Consider the following 16,251-nt stretch of genomic DNA (forward strand, 5'->3'; position numbering starts at 1 on the left):
ATCTTCGCGCGGTGAGCGCACGCTCACCTGGCATCATCGGTTAAGTAAACGGGTTTCACTTTCGGTCTTCCGTTGGTTAACGCCGTATGCTTCAATCCAACTTAGAACGTGTTCCAAGACGAACCGTGGGAGGCAACGTGGCCGCTCCGCTCATCCCCGCCGGGTTCGACTTCACCGATCCCGATCTCTTGGCGGAGCGACTACCCGTCGCCGAGTTCGCCGAACTCCGGCGAACCGCCCCGGTGTGGTGGAACCCCCAGAAGCACAACACCGCGGGCTTCCGCGACGACGGCTACTGGGTCGTCTCGCGGCACGCGGACGTCAAGGAGGTCTCGCGCGACAGCACGCTCTACTCGTCGCGGGAGAAGACCGCCATCATCCGCTTCGACGAGAACATGACCGAGGACAACCTCGAAGCGAACCGCCTGGTACTGCTCAACATGGACGCTCCGCAGCACACCAAGCTGCGGCGGATCGTGTCGAAGGGCTTCACCCCGCGCTCCATCTCGAAGCTCGAGGACACGCTGCGGGATCGCGCCGAACGGATCGTTTCCGAGGCGAAGAAGAAGGGGACGGGGGACTTCGTCACCGACGTCGCGTGCGAGCTGCCGCTGCAGGCGATCGCCGAGCTGATCGGCATCCCGCAGGAGGACCGGCTGAAGATCTTCGACTGGTCCAACCAGATGGTCGCCTACGACGACCCGGAGTACGAGCTCGAGCCCCTGGAGGCGTCCACCCAGCTCATCGGCTACGCCTGGAACATGGCCGAGGACCGCCGCAAGTGCCCGATGGACGACATCGTCACGAAGCTGATCCAGGCCGACGTCGACGGCGAAGAGCTCGGCTCCGACGAGTTCGGCTTCTTCGTGATCCTGCTCGCCGTCGCCGGCAACGAGACGACGCGCAACTCCATCACCCACGGCATGAAGGCCCTCCTGGACCACCCGGACCAGTGGGAGATCTTCAAGGACCAGCGGCCGAAGACCGCGCCCGACGAAATCGTCCGCTGGGCCACTCCGGTGATCGCCTTCCAGCGCACCGCCACCCGGGACACCGAGCTCGGCGGCGCGCACATCCGCAAGGGCGACCGCGTCGGCATGTTCTACAGCTCCGCCAACTTCGACCACGAGGTCTTCGACGAGCCGGAGAAGTTCGACGTCCTCCGCGAGGACAACCCGCACGTCGGGTTCGGCGGCACCGGATCGCACTACTGCATCGGCGCGAACCTCGCCCGGCTGCAGATCGACCTGATCTTCAACGCGATCGCCGACGTGATGCCGAACATCACCGAAGCGGCACCCCCGGTCCGGCTGCGGTCGAGCTGGCTGAACGGCATCAAGCACTACCCGGTGCACTACGGCTGAGGAACGCGGCGACGCGCTCCCAGGTGAGTTCGGCCCCGGCCACGTCGTGGTCGGGGCCGTCCGCGTCGGTGTAGAAGTGGCCGAGGCCCGGGTAGGTGTACACCCGGGCATCGGCGCCCGACCGTGCGGCGGCTTCGCGCCAGGCCGCGACCTGCGCCGGCGGCGCGATCGGGTCGGGATCGGCGACGTGGACCTGCACCGGCAGGCCCGCCCGGAGCGCGGCGGGCAGCGCCCCCACCGCGTGCAGCAGCACGACACCGGCGGTGCCGGGCCGGTGCGGCAGCACGGTCTCGACGACCCCCGCCCCCATCGACACGCCCACGAGCACGGTTTCCCCGGGCAGGTCGCGCACCGCATCGCGGGCTCGCCGGGTGATGGCCTCCCAGCCGACGGCATCCTTCACCGCGAAGCCCTCCTCGAGGGTCGCCGCCGTGCGGCCGGCGTAGAGGTCCGGGGTGGTGACGCGGTGTCCGGCCGCCCGCAGCCGGTCGGCGAAACCGAGTTCGACGGGCCGCAGTCCCAGCACTGAGTGGAACACCACGATGTCGCTCACGCGGCGATTCTGCCAGGGGGTGCCATGATGGGACGATGCCTTCGCGAGCGACCGTGGACGTCGAGTTCGCCATCCGTGTCACCCAGCCCGGGCCGGCGGCGATCTCGGTCTCCGCGGCGCACGCCGACACCGAGGAACTCCGCGTGTCCTGGCACGGGGACAGCCGGTCCGTCGAGTTCGCGCACGGCACCCGGGCCGAGGTCTTCGACCTGCCCACCGGCGAGCACCAGGTCACCTACCACGCCGAGCGCGTGCTCACCGACCGCGAACCCGAGCCCGTCACGCTCGCCGACCTCGTCGTGTTCACCCGGCCGAGCCGGTACTGCCCGTCCGATCGCGTCGCCGGGCTCGTGCCGCCGGAGCTGCTCGGGCTCGAGAACCCCGGGAAACAGGTCGAAGCCCTCGTCCGGCACGTCCACGAGCGACTGTCCTATGTGGTCGGTTCGAGCCGGCCCGGTGACGACGCGATCGACACCCTGCTCGCCGGCGAAGGCGTCTGCCGGGACTTCGCGCACGTCTGCATCACCCTGTGCCGGTTCCTCGACATCCCCGCCCGCTACGTCGGCGTCTACGCGCCCGGGCTCGCGCCGATGGACTTCCACGCCGTCTTCGAAGCCGCGGTCGACGGGCACTGGTACGTCTTCGACGCCACCCGGCTCGCGCCGCGGCAGACCATGCTGCGGATCTCCACCGGCCGCGACGCCGCCGACACCGCCTTCCTCGCCACGCTCGGCGGCGAGCTCGACTTCCTGGGCAGCACCATCTTCGCGACGACGGACGCCGAGCTGCCCGTCGACGACGGATCCGGATTGGTCGTTCTGGGCTGATCCGCGTGTTGCCTGCGCAAAGACGGCCCCGGCTGGGTAGACAGTCTTCGTGAAGAGTTCCCCCAAGGCGCCGAGCCCGTGGGCCCGGGCGCGCGCCCGGTACCGGTGGCTGGACCACCTCGCCCGCGCGACCAACCGCTACATCGAGTCCGGCGGCTACCACTACGTCGCCTCGATCACCTACTTCAGCCTGCTGTCGCTGGTGCCGCTGCTGATGGTCGCCTCGTCGGTCGCCGGCTTCGTGCTGGCCACCCAGCCGGGCCTGCTCGACACGCTGGTGCACGCGATCGTCAGCACGCTGCCCGGCGGGCTCGGCGACAAGGCCACCGAACTGCTCACCGGCTTCGTCGAGCAGCGGACCAGCGTCGGCGTGGTCGGCCTGGCCATCGGCCTCTACTCCGGCTGGAACTGGATGAACGCGCTGCGGGACTCGCTGACGGCGCTGTGGGGGCAGAACCGCTCGGACCAGTCGCTGCTGCGGCTGATCCTGGGGGACCTGCTCGCCCTGCTCGGCCTGACCGCGGCGCTGCTCGTGTCGTTCACGCTCACCATCTCCGGCACCGCGCTCGGCAGCTACCTGCTCCGCCTCGTCGGTCTCGACGACACCAGCTGGGGGCACCAGCTGGTGTCGGCGTCGTCGGTGCCGCTGTCGCTGGTCGCGGACTGGCTGGTCTTCCTCTGGGTGCTCACCCGGCTGCCGCGGCAGAAGGTCGGCGTGCGCAGCGCGATCCGCGGCGCGGTCGCCCTCGCCGTCGGGTTCGAGGTGCTGAAGCTGCTCGGCGGGTTCTACCTCCGGCTGATCGGCGACTCGCCGACCGGGATCGCGTTCGGTTCGGTCATCGGTCTCATCTTCTTCATCTCGCTGGTGGCGCGGCTGCTCGTGTTCGTCACGGCGTGGACCGCGACCGGCTCGGACGCACCCCCGAAGCCGGTCCAGCCGCCGGCGCCGGTGGTGCTGAACCCGGTGGTCGTGGTGGACCCGCCGATGGCCGTGCCCGCCACGGTCGGCGTGGTCACCGGGGTGCTCGGGACGCTGCTCGCGCTGCGCTGGCGCCGCTCCCGCCGGTGACCGGCGAGCGCCCCAGGTGACCTTGGGGCGCTGTCAGGCGGGCTTCTCCGAGCCGACCAGCCACATCGAGAAGTACTGCGACCCGCCGCCGTAGGCGTGCCCGAGCGCGCGGCGCGCGCCGTCCACCTGGTAGTCCCCGGCCCGGCCCATGACCTGCTTCGCGGCCTCCGAGAACCGCAGCATGCCCGACGCGCCGATCGGGTTGGACGAGAGCACCCCGCCGGAGGGGTTGCACGGGAGCCGGCCGCCGATCGCCGTCTCACCCTTCTCGGTGACCTTCCAGCCCTCGCCTTCGGGGGCGAAACCCAGGTTCTCCAGCCACATCGGCTCGAACCACGAGAACGGCACGTAGATTTCGGCGACGTCCACTTCGGACATCGGGTCGGTGATACCCGCCTCCGCCCACAGCGCGGCCGCGGCCTCCCGCCCGGCCCGGGGGTTCACCTGGTCGCGGCCGGCGAACGTGGTCGGCTCGGTGCGCATCGCCGTCGCGTGGATCCACGCCGCGCCGCCTTCGACGGCGTCCCCGGCGGCCTCGTCGCCGAGCACCATCGCGCACGCGCCGTCGGACGACGGGCACGTCTCGTCGTAGCGGATCGGGTCCCACAGCATCTGCGACGCCCGCACCGACTCGACGGTGATGTCCGGCTGCCGCAGGTGCGCGTAGGGGTTCAAAGCGCCGTTTCGCCGGTCCTTCGCCGCGACGATGGCCCCGACGTGCTCGGGTGCCCCGGAACGGCGGATGTAGGACCGGACGTGCGGCGCGAAGTAGCCGCCCGCGCCGGCCCCGACCGGCATCTGGAACGGCGGCAGGATCGACAGCCCCCACATCGCGTTCGACTCGGACTGCTTTTCGTAGGCCACCGTGAGCACGCGCCGGTGCACGCCCGACTGGATGAGCGACGCCGCCACCAGTGCCGTCGAGCCGCCCACCGAGCCGGCGGTGTGCACGCGCAGCAGCGGTTTCCCGGTCGCGCCGAGCGAGTCGGCGAGGAACAGCTCGGGCATCATCACGCCCTCGAACAGGTCCGGGGCCTTGCCGAGCACGACGGCGTCGATGTCGGCCCATTCGACCTGGGCGTCGGTCATCGCGCGGTCGATCGCCTCGCGCAGCAGGCCCGGCATCGAGACGTCCTGCCGCTTGGCGCGGTGGTGCGTCTGGCCGGTGCCGAGCACGGCGGTGAGCTGCTTGGTCATCGGGCCTCCAGCACGGTCACCAGGTTCTGTTGCAGGGCCGGGCCGCTCGTCGCGTGCGCCACGGCCTTGCGGGATTCGCCGCGGTGGATCCGGATCGCCGCTTCGCCGATCCGGGCGAGCCCGGCGGAGAACATCGGGTTCGCGGCCAGCGCCCCGCCGGAGGGGTTGATCTTCACGCCGTCACCGAGCCCGAGCGCCGTGCGCAGGATGAGCTCCTGGTGGGTGAAGGGGGCGTGCAGCTCGGCGAGGTCGGCGCCGTCGAGGTCCAGGGCCTTGGCCGCGGCTTCGGTGGACGGGCTCCGCGTGAGGTCGCGGGCGCCGAGCACGGGGGAGTCGACGCGGTGCTCGATGCCGGTGATCACCGCCGGATGATCGACGATCTCCCGCGCGCGTTCCACAGTGGACAGGACGATGACGGCGGCGCCATCGGTGATCGGCGCGATGTCGTGCTTGCGCAACGGATCGGCGTAGTACGGCGTGTCGAGGAGTTCCGCGACGTCTTTGCCGGTCCCGCGCACGGCGACCTCGGCCAGGTCCTTTTCGGACCAGAGCCCGGCCTCCAGGCCCAGTCGCGCCTGGATCCCGGCGATCGAAACCGAGTCGGGCCACAGCGGCGTGACGACGTACGGGTCGAGCTGCAGGGCGAGCACCCGGCGCAGCTGCCCGGCGCTGGACTTGCCGAAGCCGTAGACGAGCGCGGTCTCGACCTCGCCCATCTTGATCTTCAGCCACGCCTCGTACAGCGCCCAGGCGGCGTCCATCTCGACGTGCGACTCGTGGATCGGCGGGAACGCGCCGATCGCGTCGACGGCGGCGATGAAGGAGAACGCGCGGCCGGCCAGGTAGTCCGACGAGCCGGAGCACCAGAACCCGATGTCCTGTTTGGACAGGCCGGTCTGCGCGAAGACCTCGGCGAAGATCGGGACGAGCATCTCCACGCCGTTGGTGGTACCTGCGGTTTCGCGGACGTTCGGGGCCTTCGCGAAGCCCGCGATCGCGACGTCTGGCATCAGGACCTCACAGGTGGTGGGCGAAGGTTTCGTAAGCCGCGTCCGGCTCGCCGGTCGGCTCGAAGTGGCTGATGTTCTCCAGCGACGTCCACCACTCCTCGCGCGGCTTCCACGCGGCGCGCACCCGCATGCCCATCTTGACGTCTTCGGCGGCGCAGCCCAGGACGAGGTGGAGGAAGGCGATGTCGGCGCCGTCGAGCAGGATGTACGCGGCGACGTACGGCGGCTTGATCCGCTGGCCGAGGAACGGGACGTTGACGATGCAGAACGTGGTGACGATGCCGGTGTCGGGCAGCTCGACCTCTTCGGTGGTCGGCACACCGTCGGTCGGGCAGGCCCCGCGCGGCGGGATGTAGACCTTTTCGCAGGCGGGACACCGCTGGCCGATGAGCTTCCCCTCGGCGAGCCCGCGCAGGTAGGTGCTCTCCTCCGGGGAGGCGGAGTGCATGTACTTGAGATGAACCGGCGTGATGACGACACTGACCGGCGCGCCCTCTTGCCGTTCGGCGACCGGGGGAGCGGGCTCGGTGGGCGTGGTGTCCTCGGCGTCCACGGGCAGGAAGTAGGCGATGTCGCGGATGTGCCCGACGACCTCGTCGGCCCAGCGCACGCGCACCCGCAGTCCACTGTGGATGTTGCCGGGCTCGCCCGCGTCGACCGCGTGGAGCATGGCGGTGTCCGCGCCGTCGAGCTTCACGAGCGCCCAGGCGAAGGGCCGGCTCAGCGGCTGCCCGTCCAGCGGTTGCGGGCACCACGACCACGAGACGACGGTGCCCTCTTCGGCGACCGGCACGAACTCGCTGAGCTGTTCGGCGGTGACGGGGTCGTACTCGACCGGCGGGACGTGCACCCGGCCATCGCTCCCGCGGATGCCTTCGATCCGGCGATCACGCAGCGCGGTGACGAACCGGCCGAGGACGGGCCCGGTCGAGCGGGTGTAGTCGAAGCCGACGTTCAGCGGTGCCGCTAGTGGTGTCTCGGTCACATCGTTGAGTGAAACACGTTCTTGTTCCGCCGACAAGGTTCCTCCGTGGACCAGCTCAAGATGAATAGAACGCGTTCTCGGTCAGCGGCCGTTGAAGTCCGGCTTCCGCTTCTCCGAGAACGCCCGCGGCCCCTCCTTGGCATCCTCCGAAGCGAACACCTCGATCCCGTACTGCGAGTCCAGCTTGAACGCCTCTTCCTCGTGCAACCCCTCGGTGTCCCGCATGGTCCGCAGGATCGCCCGCACCGCCAGGGGCCCGTTCGCGTTCACCAGCGAAGCCAGCTCCAAAGCGCGAGAGAGCGCGGTACCGTCCGGCACCACGTGCCCGATCAAGCCGATGGCCAGCGCCTCCGCCGCGGTCAGGTGACGGCCGGTCAGCAGGATGTCCGCGGCCAGCGTGTACGGGATCTGACGCGGCAGCCGCACTGCCGATCCGCCCATCGGGAACAGGCCCCAGCGGGCCTCCGACACGCCGAAGCGAGCCGAAGCGCCCGCCACCCGGATGTCGGTCCCCTGGAGGATCTCGGTGCCGCCCGCGATCGCCGGGCCCTCGACCGCCGCGATCAGGGGCTTCGTCAGGCGGCGGCCCTTCAAGAGCCCCGGGATGCGCGAAGGGTCGAACTTTCCCGAGGCGAACGACTCCGACGGCGAGTTGCGCGACATCGACTTCAGGTCCGCGCCCGCGCAGAACGCGCCGCCCGCGCCCGTCAGGATGCAGCTGCGGATCGAGTCGTCGGAATCGACCCGGTCCCAGGCCTCGACCATGATCGACATCATCTCGCCGGTGATCGCGTTGCGCGCCTCGGGCCGGTTCATCGTGACGACGAGGGTCTGGCCCTCCTGCGTCACCAGCGCGTGCGGTTCACCCACGGAAAACCTCCTGAAGGAGCAGTGCCATTGCCCAGAACGATAACATGTTCTACTTTGAGGGCGTGGCACTCAACATCGCGGATCTTCTGGAGCACGCCGTCGACGCCGTGCCGGAGCGCGTCGCGGTCGTGTGCGGCGACCGGCGGGTCACCTTCGCCGAACTGGAGGCGCGGGCCAACCGGCTCGCCCACCACCTCGCCGCGCACGGCGTGGGACGCGGGTCCCACATCGGGGTCTATTCCCGCAATTCGATCGAGGCCCTGGAGGCGATGATCGCGGCGTACAAGCTGCGCGCGATCGCCGTCAACGTCAACTACCGATACGTGCACGGCGAACTCGTCTACCTCTTCAACGACGCCGAGATCGTCGCGCTCGTCCACGAGCGCAGCTATGCCGACAAGGTCGCCGCGGTGCTGCCGGAGGCGCCGAAACTGAAACACGTTGTCGTGATCGACGACGGCAGCGACGGCGACTACGAGAGCTACGGCGCCGTCGACTACGAATCCGTGCTCGCGGCCCAGAGCCCCGAGCGCGATTTCGAGGAGCGCAGTAACGACGACCTCTACATCCTCTACACCGGCGGCACCACGGGCTACCCGAAGGGCGTGCTCTGGCGGCAGGAGGACGTCTGGCGCGCGCTCGGCGGCGGGATCAACTTCGTCACCGGCGAGTACATCCCGGACGAGTGGACGCTCGCCGAGCAGGGCAAGGCCGGGAGCCTGACCCGGCTGCCCGCCGCGCCGCTGATCCACGGCGCCGCGCAGTGGGCCGCGTTCGGGGCGCTGTTCACCGGCAGCCCCGTCGTCTTCGTGCCCCGCTTCGACGCCCACGAGATCTGGAAGGCCGTGCAGGAGCACAAGGTCCAGGTCCTCACGATCGTCGGCGACGCGATGGCGCGCCCGCTCATCGAGGCCTTCCGCGAGGGCGACTACGACGCGTCGTCGATCGTCGCCGTCTCGAGCCACGCCGCCCTGTTCTCGCAGTCGGTGAAGCAGGAGTTCGTCGAGCTCGTGCCCCACGCCGTGATCACCGACGCCATCGGCTCGTCGGAGAGCGGCTTCACCGGCATCGGCATGGTGGCCAAGGGCTCCGACCACAGCGCCGGCCCGCGGGTCAGCTTCGGCAAGGACGCCATCCTGCTCGACGACGACGGCAACCTCGTCGAAAAGAAGCCGGGCGCGGTCGGGCTGATCGGCCGCCGCGGGCACGTCCCGCTCGGCTACTACGGCGATCCCGAGAAGAGCAAGAAGATCTTCGTCGAGGTCGACGGCGTCCGTTACGTCGTCCCGGGCGACTACGCCCGTTACGAGGAGGACGGCACCGTCACGCTGCTCGGCCGCGGCTCCCAGTGCGTCAACACCGGCGGCGAGAAGGTCTACCCGGAAGAGGTCGAAGGGGCGCTCAAGTCCCACCCCGACGTCTTCGACGCGCTCGTCATCGGCGTCCCGGACGAACGGCTCGGCCAGCGCGTCGCCGCCGTCGTCCAGCTCCGCGAGGGCGCCGAAGGAGACCTGGCGGCGATCGAAGAACACGTCCGCGGCGAGATCGCCGGCTACAAGGTGCCGCGGACGGTCTGGCTGGCCGGCGAGATCGGCCGTTCGCCCAGCGGCAAGCCGGACTACCCGTGGGCCCAGCGCTACGCCGCCGAGCACGAACCGGCCGCGGCCCAGCCCGTCTGAGAGGACAACACCGTGCGGACACCCCTGTGCGACCGGCTCGGCATCGACCTGCCGATCGTCGGGTTCACCCCGTCGGAGCACGTCGCCGCGGCGCTCAGCCGCGCCGGCGGGCTCGGCGTGCTCGGCTGCGTGCGGTTCAACGACGCCGCCGAGCTCGACCGGGTGCTCACCTGGATGGACGAGAACACCGGCGGGAAACCGTACGGCGTCGACATCGTCATGCCGGCCAAGGTGCCCGCCGAGGGCACCCAGGTCGACCTGGCGAAGCTCATCCCGGACGGGCACCGCGCGTTCGTCGACCGCGTCCTGAAGGAGCTCTCGGTCCCGCCGCTGCCGGACGACACCGCCGAGCGCGCGGGGGTGCTCGGCTGGCTGCACTCGGTCGCCCGCTCGCACGTCGAGGTCGCGCTGAACCACCCGATCAAGCTGATCGCCAACGCGCTCGGCTCGCCGCCGGTGGACGTCATCGGCCAGTGCCACGACAAGGGCGTCCCGGTCGCGGCGCTCGCCGGGAAGGCCGAGCACGCCGTGCGGCACGTCGAGAACGGCGTCGACTTCGTGGTGGCGCAGGGCTACGAAGCCGGCGGGCACACCGGAGAGATCGCGTCCATGGTGCTGGTGCCGGAGATCGTCGACGCGGTCGACGTGCCGGTGCTCGCCGCGGGCGGAATCGGTTCCGGCCGCCAGATGGCGGCGGCGCTCGCCCTCGGCGCGGCCGGCGTCTGGATGGGGTCGATGTGGCTGGCCACCGAGGAGTACCTGCAGACGATGGGCGAATCGGTGGCGATGCAGCAGGCGCTCGTCGCGGCGTCGTCGTCGGACACCGTGCGGACGCGGATCTACACCGGCAAGCCGGCCCGGTTGCTGAAGACCCGCTGGACCGAGGCGTGGGCGGCGGCGGACGCGCCCGAGCCGTTGCCGATGCCGCTGCAGAACCTGCTGGTTTCCCCGGCCCACAACCGGATCCACGCGGCGAACGACCCGAGCGTGGTGTCGATGCCGGTCGGGCAGATCGTCGGCCGGATGAACCAGGTCCGCCCGGTGGCCGACGTCGTCGCCGAGCTCGTCGCCGGCTACGAAGAAGCGCTTTCCCGCCTGGACAAGACCCGCTGAACCGGAGAAAAGGGGCCCCGCCGCGGCGGGGCCCCTTTCTCGTGCGTGAACGGTTACAGCGTGGCGGCGGCCGCGGCGATCTTCGACGCGAACGTGCTCACCTCGGTGTAGACGCCGGGGGCGTGCGCCCGGGCGCAGCCGTCACCCCAGCTGACGATGCCGACCTGGATCCAGGCGTTGTTGTTGTCCCGGCGGAACATCGGGCCGCCGGAGTCGCCCTGGCAGGTGTCGACGCCGCCGGAGGCGAGGTTGCCCGCGCAGATCTCGGCGCTCGGGATGAGGTCGGGGTAGCTGCCGCCCTGGGCGGCGCAGGTGGCGTCGTCGACGAACGGGACCGTCGCCTTGAGCAGGTACCGCTGCTGCGCGCCGCCTTCGCGGGCCGCGCCCCAGCCGGCCACGGTGAACGTGCCGGTGTTGTACGCGCCGGTCGTCGCGATCGGCATCGTCGCAAGCCCGCTCACCGGGCTGGCCAGCTTGATCAGCGCCCAGTCGCCGCCGGTCGAGGAGCCGTAGGTGGGGGACTGGTAGACGTAGGTCGAGCGGATCTTCTGCGCGCTGGAGCTCTGCAGGTCGACCACGCCCACGGTGGCGGTGATCGAGGTGTTCGAACCCGTCCGGCTGACGCAGTGCGCCGCGGTCAGGACGATCTGCTTGGTGTAGAGCGCCCCGCCGCAGCCCATGGAAAGCCGGACCATGAACGGGAATTCGCCCTGGGCGGCCCGGGTGCCGCCGACGACGTCGGTGGACGGCGGCTGGGCGGCGGTGGCGATCGCCGGGGTGGCGAACGCCGCGGCCGCGGCGACCGCGGCCAGTGTGGTGGTGGCGTTTCTGAGCAGGGTGAACCAGCGCTTGGGAACCAAGGGGATCAGTCCTTCCAGTGTCCACAGTGGAAGCCGAGCTCGAGAGCGGCCCCATGACTACACCAGGTGGTCAAGACCGGGACAACCGACTTTCTTCGGATCTTTCGGGCGGTTGGGTGATTTCTCACCGGCGCATCCGGCGAACGCCGTAGGCCGAAACGCCGAGCAACAACGCGACGCAGCCCGCGAGCACCGACGGCAGCGGCAGGCTGAAGGCGAGCACCACGCACCCGGCGAGGCCGAGGACGGCGACCGGCAGCGCCTTCCCGCGCAGGGTCAGGGCGGCGGCGTTGGCGATCGCGTAGTACGTCAGGACGGCGAAGGACGAGAAGCCGATCGCGGCGCGCAGGTCGATCGTCGCGGCGAGCACGGCGACGACGAGCCCGACGGCGAGCTCCGCCCGGTGCGGCACCTGGTAGCGCGGGTGCACGGCGGCGAGAAAACGGGGGAGGTGGCCGTCGCGGCTCATCGCCAGCGTCGTGCGCGAGACGCCGAGGATGAGCGCGAGCAGCGAGCCGAGCGCGGCGACGGCCGCGCCCACCCGGACGACCGGGGCGAGCCACCCCGGCACGGCCGCGGCGATCGGGTCCGGGCTCGCGGCGAGCGCGGCGGGGCCGAGCCGGACGAGCAGCAGCACGGCCAGCGCGGCGTAGACCGCGAGGGTGATGCCGAGGGCCAGCGGGATGGCCCGGGGGATGGTGCGGGCCGGGTCGCGGACCTCCTCGCCGAGGGTGGCGAGCCGCGCGTACCCGGCGAAGGCGAAGAAGAGCAGCCCGGCCGCTTCGAGCACGCCGCCGCCACCCGGCCAGGCGACGAGCGGGCCGCCGGCGGACGGCCCGGCGGCCATCGCCACTCCCGAGACCGTGAGCACGAGCAGGGTGCACGACACGATCACCCGGGTGGCGAGCGCCGACCGGTGCACGCCGAAGTAGTTGACGGCGGTGAGCGCGGCGACCACCGCGACGGCGAGCAGGCTCCGCCACGGCTGCCCGAGCCCGGGCGCGGCGTAGGCGACGACGGTCAGCGTCATCGCGGCGCAGCTGGCGGTCTTCCCGGTGACGAATCCCCAGCCGGCGAGGTAGCCCCAGAATTCACCGAGCCTTTCCCGGCCGTAAACGTAGGTGCCCCCGGATTCCGGGTAAATCGCGGCGAGCCGCGCCGACGACGTCGCATTGCAGTAAGCGATGACGGCCGCGAGGACCAATGCGATGAGCAATCCGGCCCCCGCGGCACGCGCCGCCGGGGCGAACGCGGCGAACACGCCGGCCCCGATCATCGAGCCCAGGCCGAGGAAAACGGCGTCGGCGAGGCCGAGCCGGCGGGTGAGGGAAGTCGGGGGCATCCGGGTGATCCTCCAGCTGTCGGCCGTGTTGCGCGCCACAGCGAACCACGGCGGCCGAAGAACCGAATAGGGTCGATTCCGTGCCTGCCCCTTCGCACCATTCCCGCCTGTCCGCCGACGGCCCCGTCCTCGACGGGATTCCCGAACACGGCCGCGTCCCGCGTTACTACGCGGTCAAGGTCGAACTGCTGGCGGTGATCGCGGAACTCGGCGAAGGAGCGGTGCTGCCCACGGAACGGGAATTGTGCGAACGGTTCGAAGTGTCGAGGGCGACGGTACGGCAGGCGGTCGCGGAGCTGGTGCTCGAGGGCCGGCTCAGCCGCCGCCAGGGGAGCGGCACGTACATCGCCGGCCCGAAGCTCGTCCAGCCGCTGGCCTCGGCGGGGCGGCGGCCGGACATCCGGCCGGGCCGCAGCCCGATCACTCTGGAGCGGCGTCCGGCCGGCCGGGCGCTGGCGGCCGACCTGCAGGTGACGTCGGACGCCGAGGTGTTCCACCTCGAGCGGGTTCTGCTGGCCGGCGACGAGCGCGTCGGGCTCGAGTCGACATATCTCCTGGCGTCGCGGTGTCCGGACCTGCTCGAGGTGTTCATCCCGGAGCAGCCGTTGAGCGAGCAGCTCGGCGTGGAGCCCTCCGGGGCGGAGGAACGGGTCGAGACGGTGCTGTCCACCCCGCGCGAGGCACTGCTGATCGGGACGAACCCGGCGCTGCCGATGCTGCTGACGCACCGGATCTCGTGGGGCCCGGACGGAGTGCCGTTCGAGCGGGTGAGGTCGCTGTACCGCGGGGACCGGCTCAGCTTCACGACGCGCCTGGGCCGCGCCGACTGACCACCGCTGTCACGTTTCGCGCGGTGCCCTCGTTCCTCCCGCAACCGGATGAACGGGGAGGAACGAAATGAACATCGCACTGTGGACCGGACAGATTCTGCTCGCCGCGATCTTCGCGGTGTCGGGCGCGCTCAAGTCGACGATGTCGCGGCAGCGGATGCTCGAAACCGGCCAGACCGGGGCGGCGGCGTACCCGCTGCCCGTGGTCCGGTTCGCCGCCATCTGCGAGATCCTCGCCGCGGTGGGCCTGATCCTGCCGCTGCTGCTGGGCATCGGGCCGGTCCTGACCGGCTGGGCGGCGGCCGGGCTGGCCGTGGTGATGGTGGGGGCGATGGCGATGCACGGCAGGCTGGCGATCGTGCAGCACAAGCCGGCCGAGTGGCGGAACGTCGGGGTCAACGTCGCGCTGCTGGCGGTGTGCGTCTTCGTCGCCGCGGGTCGTCTCTGAGCGCCGATGCAACCCGGTGGGTGTCCACTCCGTCTGGCAGGTATGCGTACCACGGTGAAACTGCTGGGCGCGGGCCTGCTGCTGCTCACGGCGACGGCCTGCGCCGCGAATTCCGGCGCCGGCGCCCCGGCGGGCACCGGCTCGGCGCCCGAGTCGCTCTCGACGTCGGCGACGGCGACCGGGGCCGCGACGCCCACGCTCGGACCTCCGACGATCGGCCCGCCGCCGTCCCAGACGGCCGGCCGGCCGACGCAGGGCATCGCGCCGGGCGACGACGTCGTCGCCGAGACCCAGGTCGACGCCCGCGGGCTGCCCGAGGGCTACCCGCGCAGCCTCACCCGCAGCCTCGACGGCCGGACCCTGATCCTGCAGGCCGAGGAGGGCGGCTGCCGCCGCGTCTCGGCGCGCGTCAGCGAGCAGACCGCGCAGCAGGTGGTCGTGCTGGTCGCCGTGGCGTCGGCGCCCAAGGGCCAGATGTGCCCGGACTACATCAAGGAGATCAGGGTGCCGCTCGCCCTCGTGGCGCCGCTCGGCACGCGCACGGTCGTGCTCCGCCAGGGCTGACCCCCCCGGACGCTGGGAGGGCGGCCCCGGGATGCCCGGGACGCCCTCCCAGACCATTCTTCCGGGGCCGGAGCCGGTGCAACCCCGCGCCGCCCCCGTTCCGTCTTGAGGGCATGAGGTACTCAGCGAAGGTGGTCGGGACAGGCGCACTCCTGCTGGTGGTGACGGCCTGCGCCGGCCAGGACATGCCCACCAACCTGCCTGGGGGGTCGACCGGCAGTGTGTCGGTGCCCGCGCCGGCGTCGCCGTCGCCGAGTGAATCGGTGCTGCCGGCGCCGCCCGAGCCCAACCCGCCCGGCAAGCCCCGGCTGACCGTACCCGAGGGCAGCACCCAGGTGCCGGCGGGACAGATCGATGCGACCGCGCTGCCCGCCGGGTTCCCGCGCGAGGTGTGGACGGCCAACGGCGGCACGGTCCTCAACATCCGCGCCCAGGAAGGCGGCTGCGGGCACGCGCTCGGCGAGGCGGCCGAACAGGCGGGCGACCACGTCGTCGTCAACCTGAGCGAGACGAAGGCCCAGACCAATCAGATGTGCACGATGGACATCCGGTACCCGGTGATCTCGGTCGCCCTGGCCGCACCGCTGGATCAGCGCACCGTGGTGCTGAAGACCACGCCGCCGAAGTAAACCGCTCTGCCGCGGCCCCCGGGGAGATCTCCCCGGGGGCCGCGTGCTGTCCGCAGTGGACGATCGCCCGGCGGTGGTCCGGACCACGTGACGCCGGTGGTCCGGTTCGTCGAAGTTGTCGAAAATTGTCAGGGCTCCCGCTGAACCGCCGCCGTGACCGGGCCGTGTCCCGGAGTGAGGTGGCGATCAGAGAGGAGGGGCCCATGCCCCGGTTGAGCAGTGGCCGGCACCGCAAGCAGGCGACCGTCGGATTGGCCGCGTTGCTGGGCGTCGCCGGCGTCACCGCGACCGCCATCGCGCTGAGCAGTCCCGCGGGCAACGCGGCCGAAGCGCCCAAAGAGAACTGCGGTGGGCTCGACACCGCGTTGCAGAACAACCTGAACTTCATCGCGGGCCAGCAGGCGAACCCGGACGGGCAGTCGGCCGCGCGGATCACCAACCGGCAGGCCGTGGTGGACCTGATCCAGCAGCGGCGGCAAGTGGCGGGCTGCACGGCGAACGTCGCGGCGAACAACGGTCAGGCCGCCGCGGCCCCGGGGAACTCCGGCAACGCGCCGGGCAAGGCGCAGGCGCCCGGGCAGCAGAAGAAGCAGGAGCAACCGGCCGCCGGCGCGGGCGCGGCGGCGGCGGTGGGGCAGGTCGTGTGCCCCGGCTCGACCGTGACGCTGTCGGGCGAGGGCGGCGCGCCGGCCGCGTCGAGCAACCAGTTCCCGGCCGGGACGAAGCTCAAGGTGACCAACCTGGACAACTCGAAGTCCACCACGGTGTCGGTGACGTCGGTGTCGGGCAGCTGCACGCTGCTCAACAACGCGGCCTTCGAACAGGTCCGGGAGCCCGGCAAGTTCCTCATCCGGCGCGCGCGGATCGAGCGCGTCGGCTGAGCGAGGAGGGGACACCGGCGGCGGGCCGGT

At 71.2% G+C, this 16,251-nt stretch carries 17 protein-coding genes; 10 read left to right on the top strand and 7 right to left on the bottom strand.

The window, feature by feature from the left end:
• The first annotated feature begins 137 nt into the window (after positions 1-137).
• Complete coding sequence (locus AB0F52_RS35485; protein WP_360180473.1) at positions 138-1,364, top strand: cytochrome P450; 1,227 nt, start codon at positions 138-140, stop codon at positions 1,362-1,364.
• On the opposite strand, the gene AB0F52_RS35490 is transcribed toward AB0F52_RS35485, so the two are convergent.
• Positions 1,336-1,917: a dienelactone hydrolase family protein gene (locus AB0F52_RS35490; protein WP_360180475.1), complete on the bottom strand. Its 582-nt coding sequence runs from the start codon at positions 1,915-1,917 to the stop codon at positions 1,336-1,338. The genes AB0F52_RS35485 and AB0F52_RS35490 overlap by 29 nt on opposite strands.
• Positions 1,918-1,952: 35 nt before the next feature.
• On the opposite strand from AB0F52_RS35490, the gene AB0F52_RS35495 reads away from it, so the two are divergent.
• Positions 1,953-2,744, top strand: a complete 792-nt coding sequence (locus AB0F52_RS35495) for a transglutaminase family protein (protein WP_360180477.1) — start codon at positions 1,953-1,955, stop codon at positions 2,742-2,744.
• 49 nt (positions 2,745-2,793) lie between these two features.
• Positions 2,794-3,813 (top strand): YhjD/YihY/BrkB family envelope integrity protein, encoded by a 1,020-nt coding sequence (locus AB0F52_RS35500; RefSeq protein ID WP_360180479.1) that lies wholly within the window; start codon positions 2,794-2,796, stop codon positions 3,811-3,813.
• A gap of 33 nt (positions 3,814-3,846) precedes the next feature.
• Here the strand turns inward: AB0F52_RS35500 and AB0F52_RS35505 are convergent, their stop codons facing one another.
• The 4 genes from AB0F52_RS35505 to AB0F52_RS35520 form a co-directional block, all read right to left on the bottom strand.
• A complete protein-coding gene (locus AB0F52_RS35505; protein ID WP_360180481.1) occupies positions 3,847-5,010 on the bottom strand; it encodes a thiolase domain-containing protein in 1,164 nt (387 codons plus the stop codon).
• On the bottom strand, positions 5,007-6,020 hold the full coding sequence (locus tag AB0F52_RS35510; RefSeq protein ID WP_360180483.1) for a thiolase domain-containing protein: 1,014 nt from the start codon (positions 6,018-6,020) through the stop codon (positions 5,007-5,009). Before AB0F52_RS35510 ends, AB0F52_RS35505 begins: the two co-directional genes overlap by 4 nt.
• A 7-nt stretch (positions 6,021-6,027) precedes the next feature.
• A complete protein-coding gene (locus tag AB0F52_RS35515; RefSeq protein WP_360180485.1) occupies positions 6,028-7,005 on the bottom strand; it encodes an OB-fold domain-containing protein in 978 nt (325 codons plus the stop codon).
• A gap of 81 nt (positions 7,006-7,086) precedes the next feature.
• Positions 7,087-7,875, bottom strand: a complete 789-nt coding sequence (locus AB0F52_RS35520) for a crotonase/enoyl-CoA hydratase family protein (RefSeq protein ID WP_360180487.1) — start codon at positions 7,873-7,875, stop codon at positions 7,087-7,089.
• Positions 7,876-7,937: 62 nt separating this feature from the next.
• On the opposite strand from AB0F52_RS35520, the gene AB0F52_RS35525 reads away from it, so the two are divergent.
• Together AB0F52_RS35525 and AB0F52_RS35530 are read left to right on the top strand one after the other, a co-directional pair.
• Complete coding sequence (locus tag AB0F52_RS35525) at positions 7,938-9,554, top strand: acyl-CoA synthetase (protein ID WP_360180489.1); 1,617 nt, start codon at positions 7,938-7,940, stop codon at positions 9,552-9,554.
• A 12-nt stretch (positions 9,555-9,566) separates the two neighbouring features.
• Positions 9,567-10,667: a nitronate monooxygenase family protein gene (locus tag AB0F52_RS35530; RefSeq protein WP_360180491.1), complete on the top strand. Its 1,101-nt coding sequence runs from the start codon at positions 9,567-9,569 to the stop codon at positions 10,665-10,667.
• Positions 10,668-10,720: 53 nt separating this feature from the next.
• On the opposite strand, the gene AB0F52_RS35535 is transcribed toward AB0F52_RS35530, so the two are convergent.
• A complete protein-coding gene (locus tag AB0F52_RS35535; protein WP_360180493.1) occupies positions 10,721-11,527 on the bottom strand; it encodes a serine protease in 807 nt (268 codons plus the stop codon).
• Positions 11,528-11,651: 124 nt separating this feature from the next.
• The gene (locus AB0F52_RS35540) at positions 11,652-12,869 is read right to left on the bottom strand and encodes an amino acid permease (RefSeq protein WP_360180495.1); all 1,218 of its coding nucleotides are present in this window, start codon (positions 12,867-12,869) and stop codon (positions 11,652-11,654) included.
• Between the two features lie 80 nt (positions 12,870-12,949).
• Between AB0F52_RS35540 and AB0F52_RS35545 the strand changes: the two genes are divergently transcribed.
• From AB0F52_RS35545 to AB0F52_RS35565, 5 genes are all read left to right on the top strand, one after another.
• Positions 12,950-13,699 carry a GntR family transcriptional regulator gene (locus AB0F52_RS35545; protein WP_360180497.1) on the top strand — a complete coding sequence of 250 codons (750 nt, stop codon included), beginning with the start codon at positions 12,950-12,952 and terminating at the stop codon, positions 13,697-13,699.
• A gap of 67 nt (positions 13,700-13,766) precedes the next feature.
• Entirely contained in the window at positions 13,767-14,147 is a 381-nt protein-coding gene (locus AB0F52_RS35550; protein ID WP_360180499.1) for a DoxX family protein, read from the top strand.
• Between the two features lie 42 nt (positions 14,148-14,189).
• Complete coding sequence (locus AB0F52_RS35555) at positions 14,190-14,711, top strand: hypothetical protein (RefSeq protein WP_360180501.1); 522 nt, start codon at positions 14,190-14,192, stop codon at positions 14,709-14,711.
• Between the two features lie 113 nt (positions 14,712-14,824).
• Positions 14,825-15,340, top strand: a complete 516-nt coding sequence (locus AB0F52_RS35560) for a hypothetical protein (RefSeq protein WP_360180503.1) — start codon at positions 14,825-14,827, stop codon at positions 15,338-15,340.
• Between the two features lie 203 nt (positions 15,341-15,543).
• The gene (locus AB0F52_RS35565) at positions 15,544-16,221 is read left to right on the top strand and encodes a hypothetical protein (protein WP_360180505.1); all 678 of its coding nucleotides are present in this window, start codon (positions 15,544-15,546) and stop codon (positions 16,219-16,221) included.
• Positions 16,222-16,251: the final 30 nt, after the last annotated feature.

The sequence above is a fragment of the Amycolatopsis sp. NPDC024027 genome, assembly GCF_040638975.1.
Taxonomy (GTDB): Bacteria; Actinomycetota; Actinomycetes; order Mycobacteriales; family Pseudonocardiaceae; genus Amycolatopsis.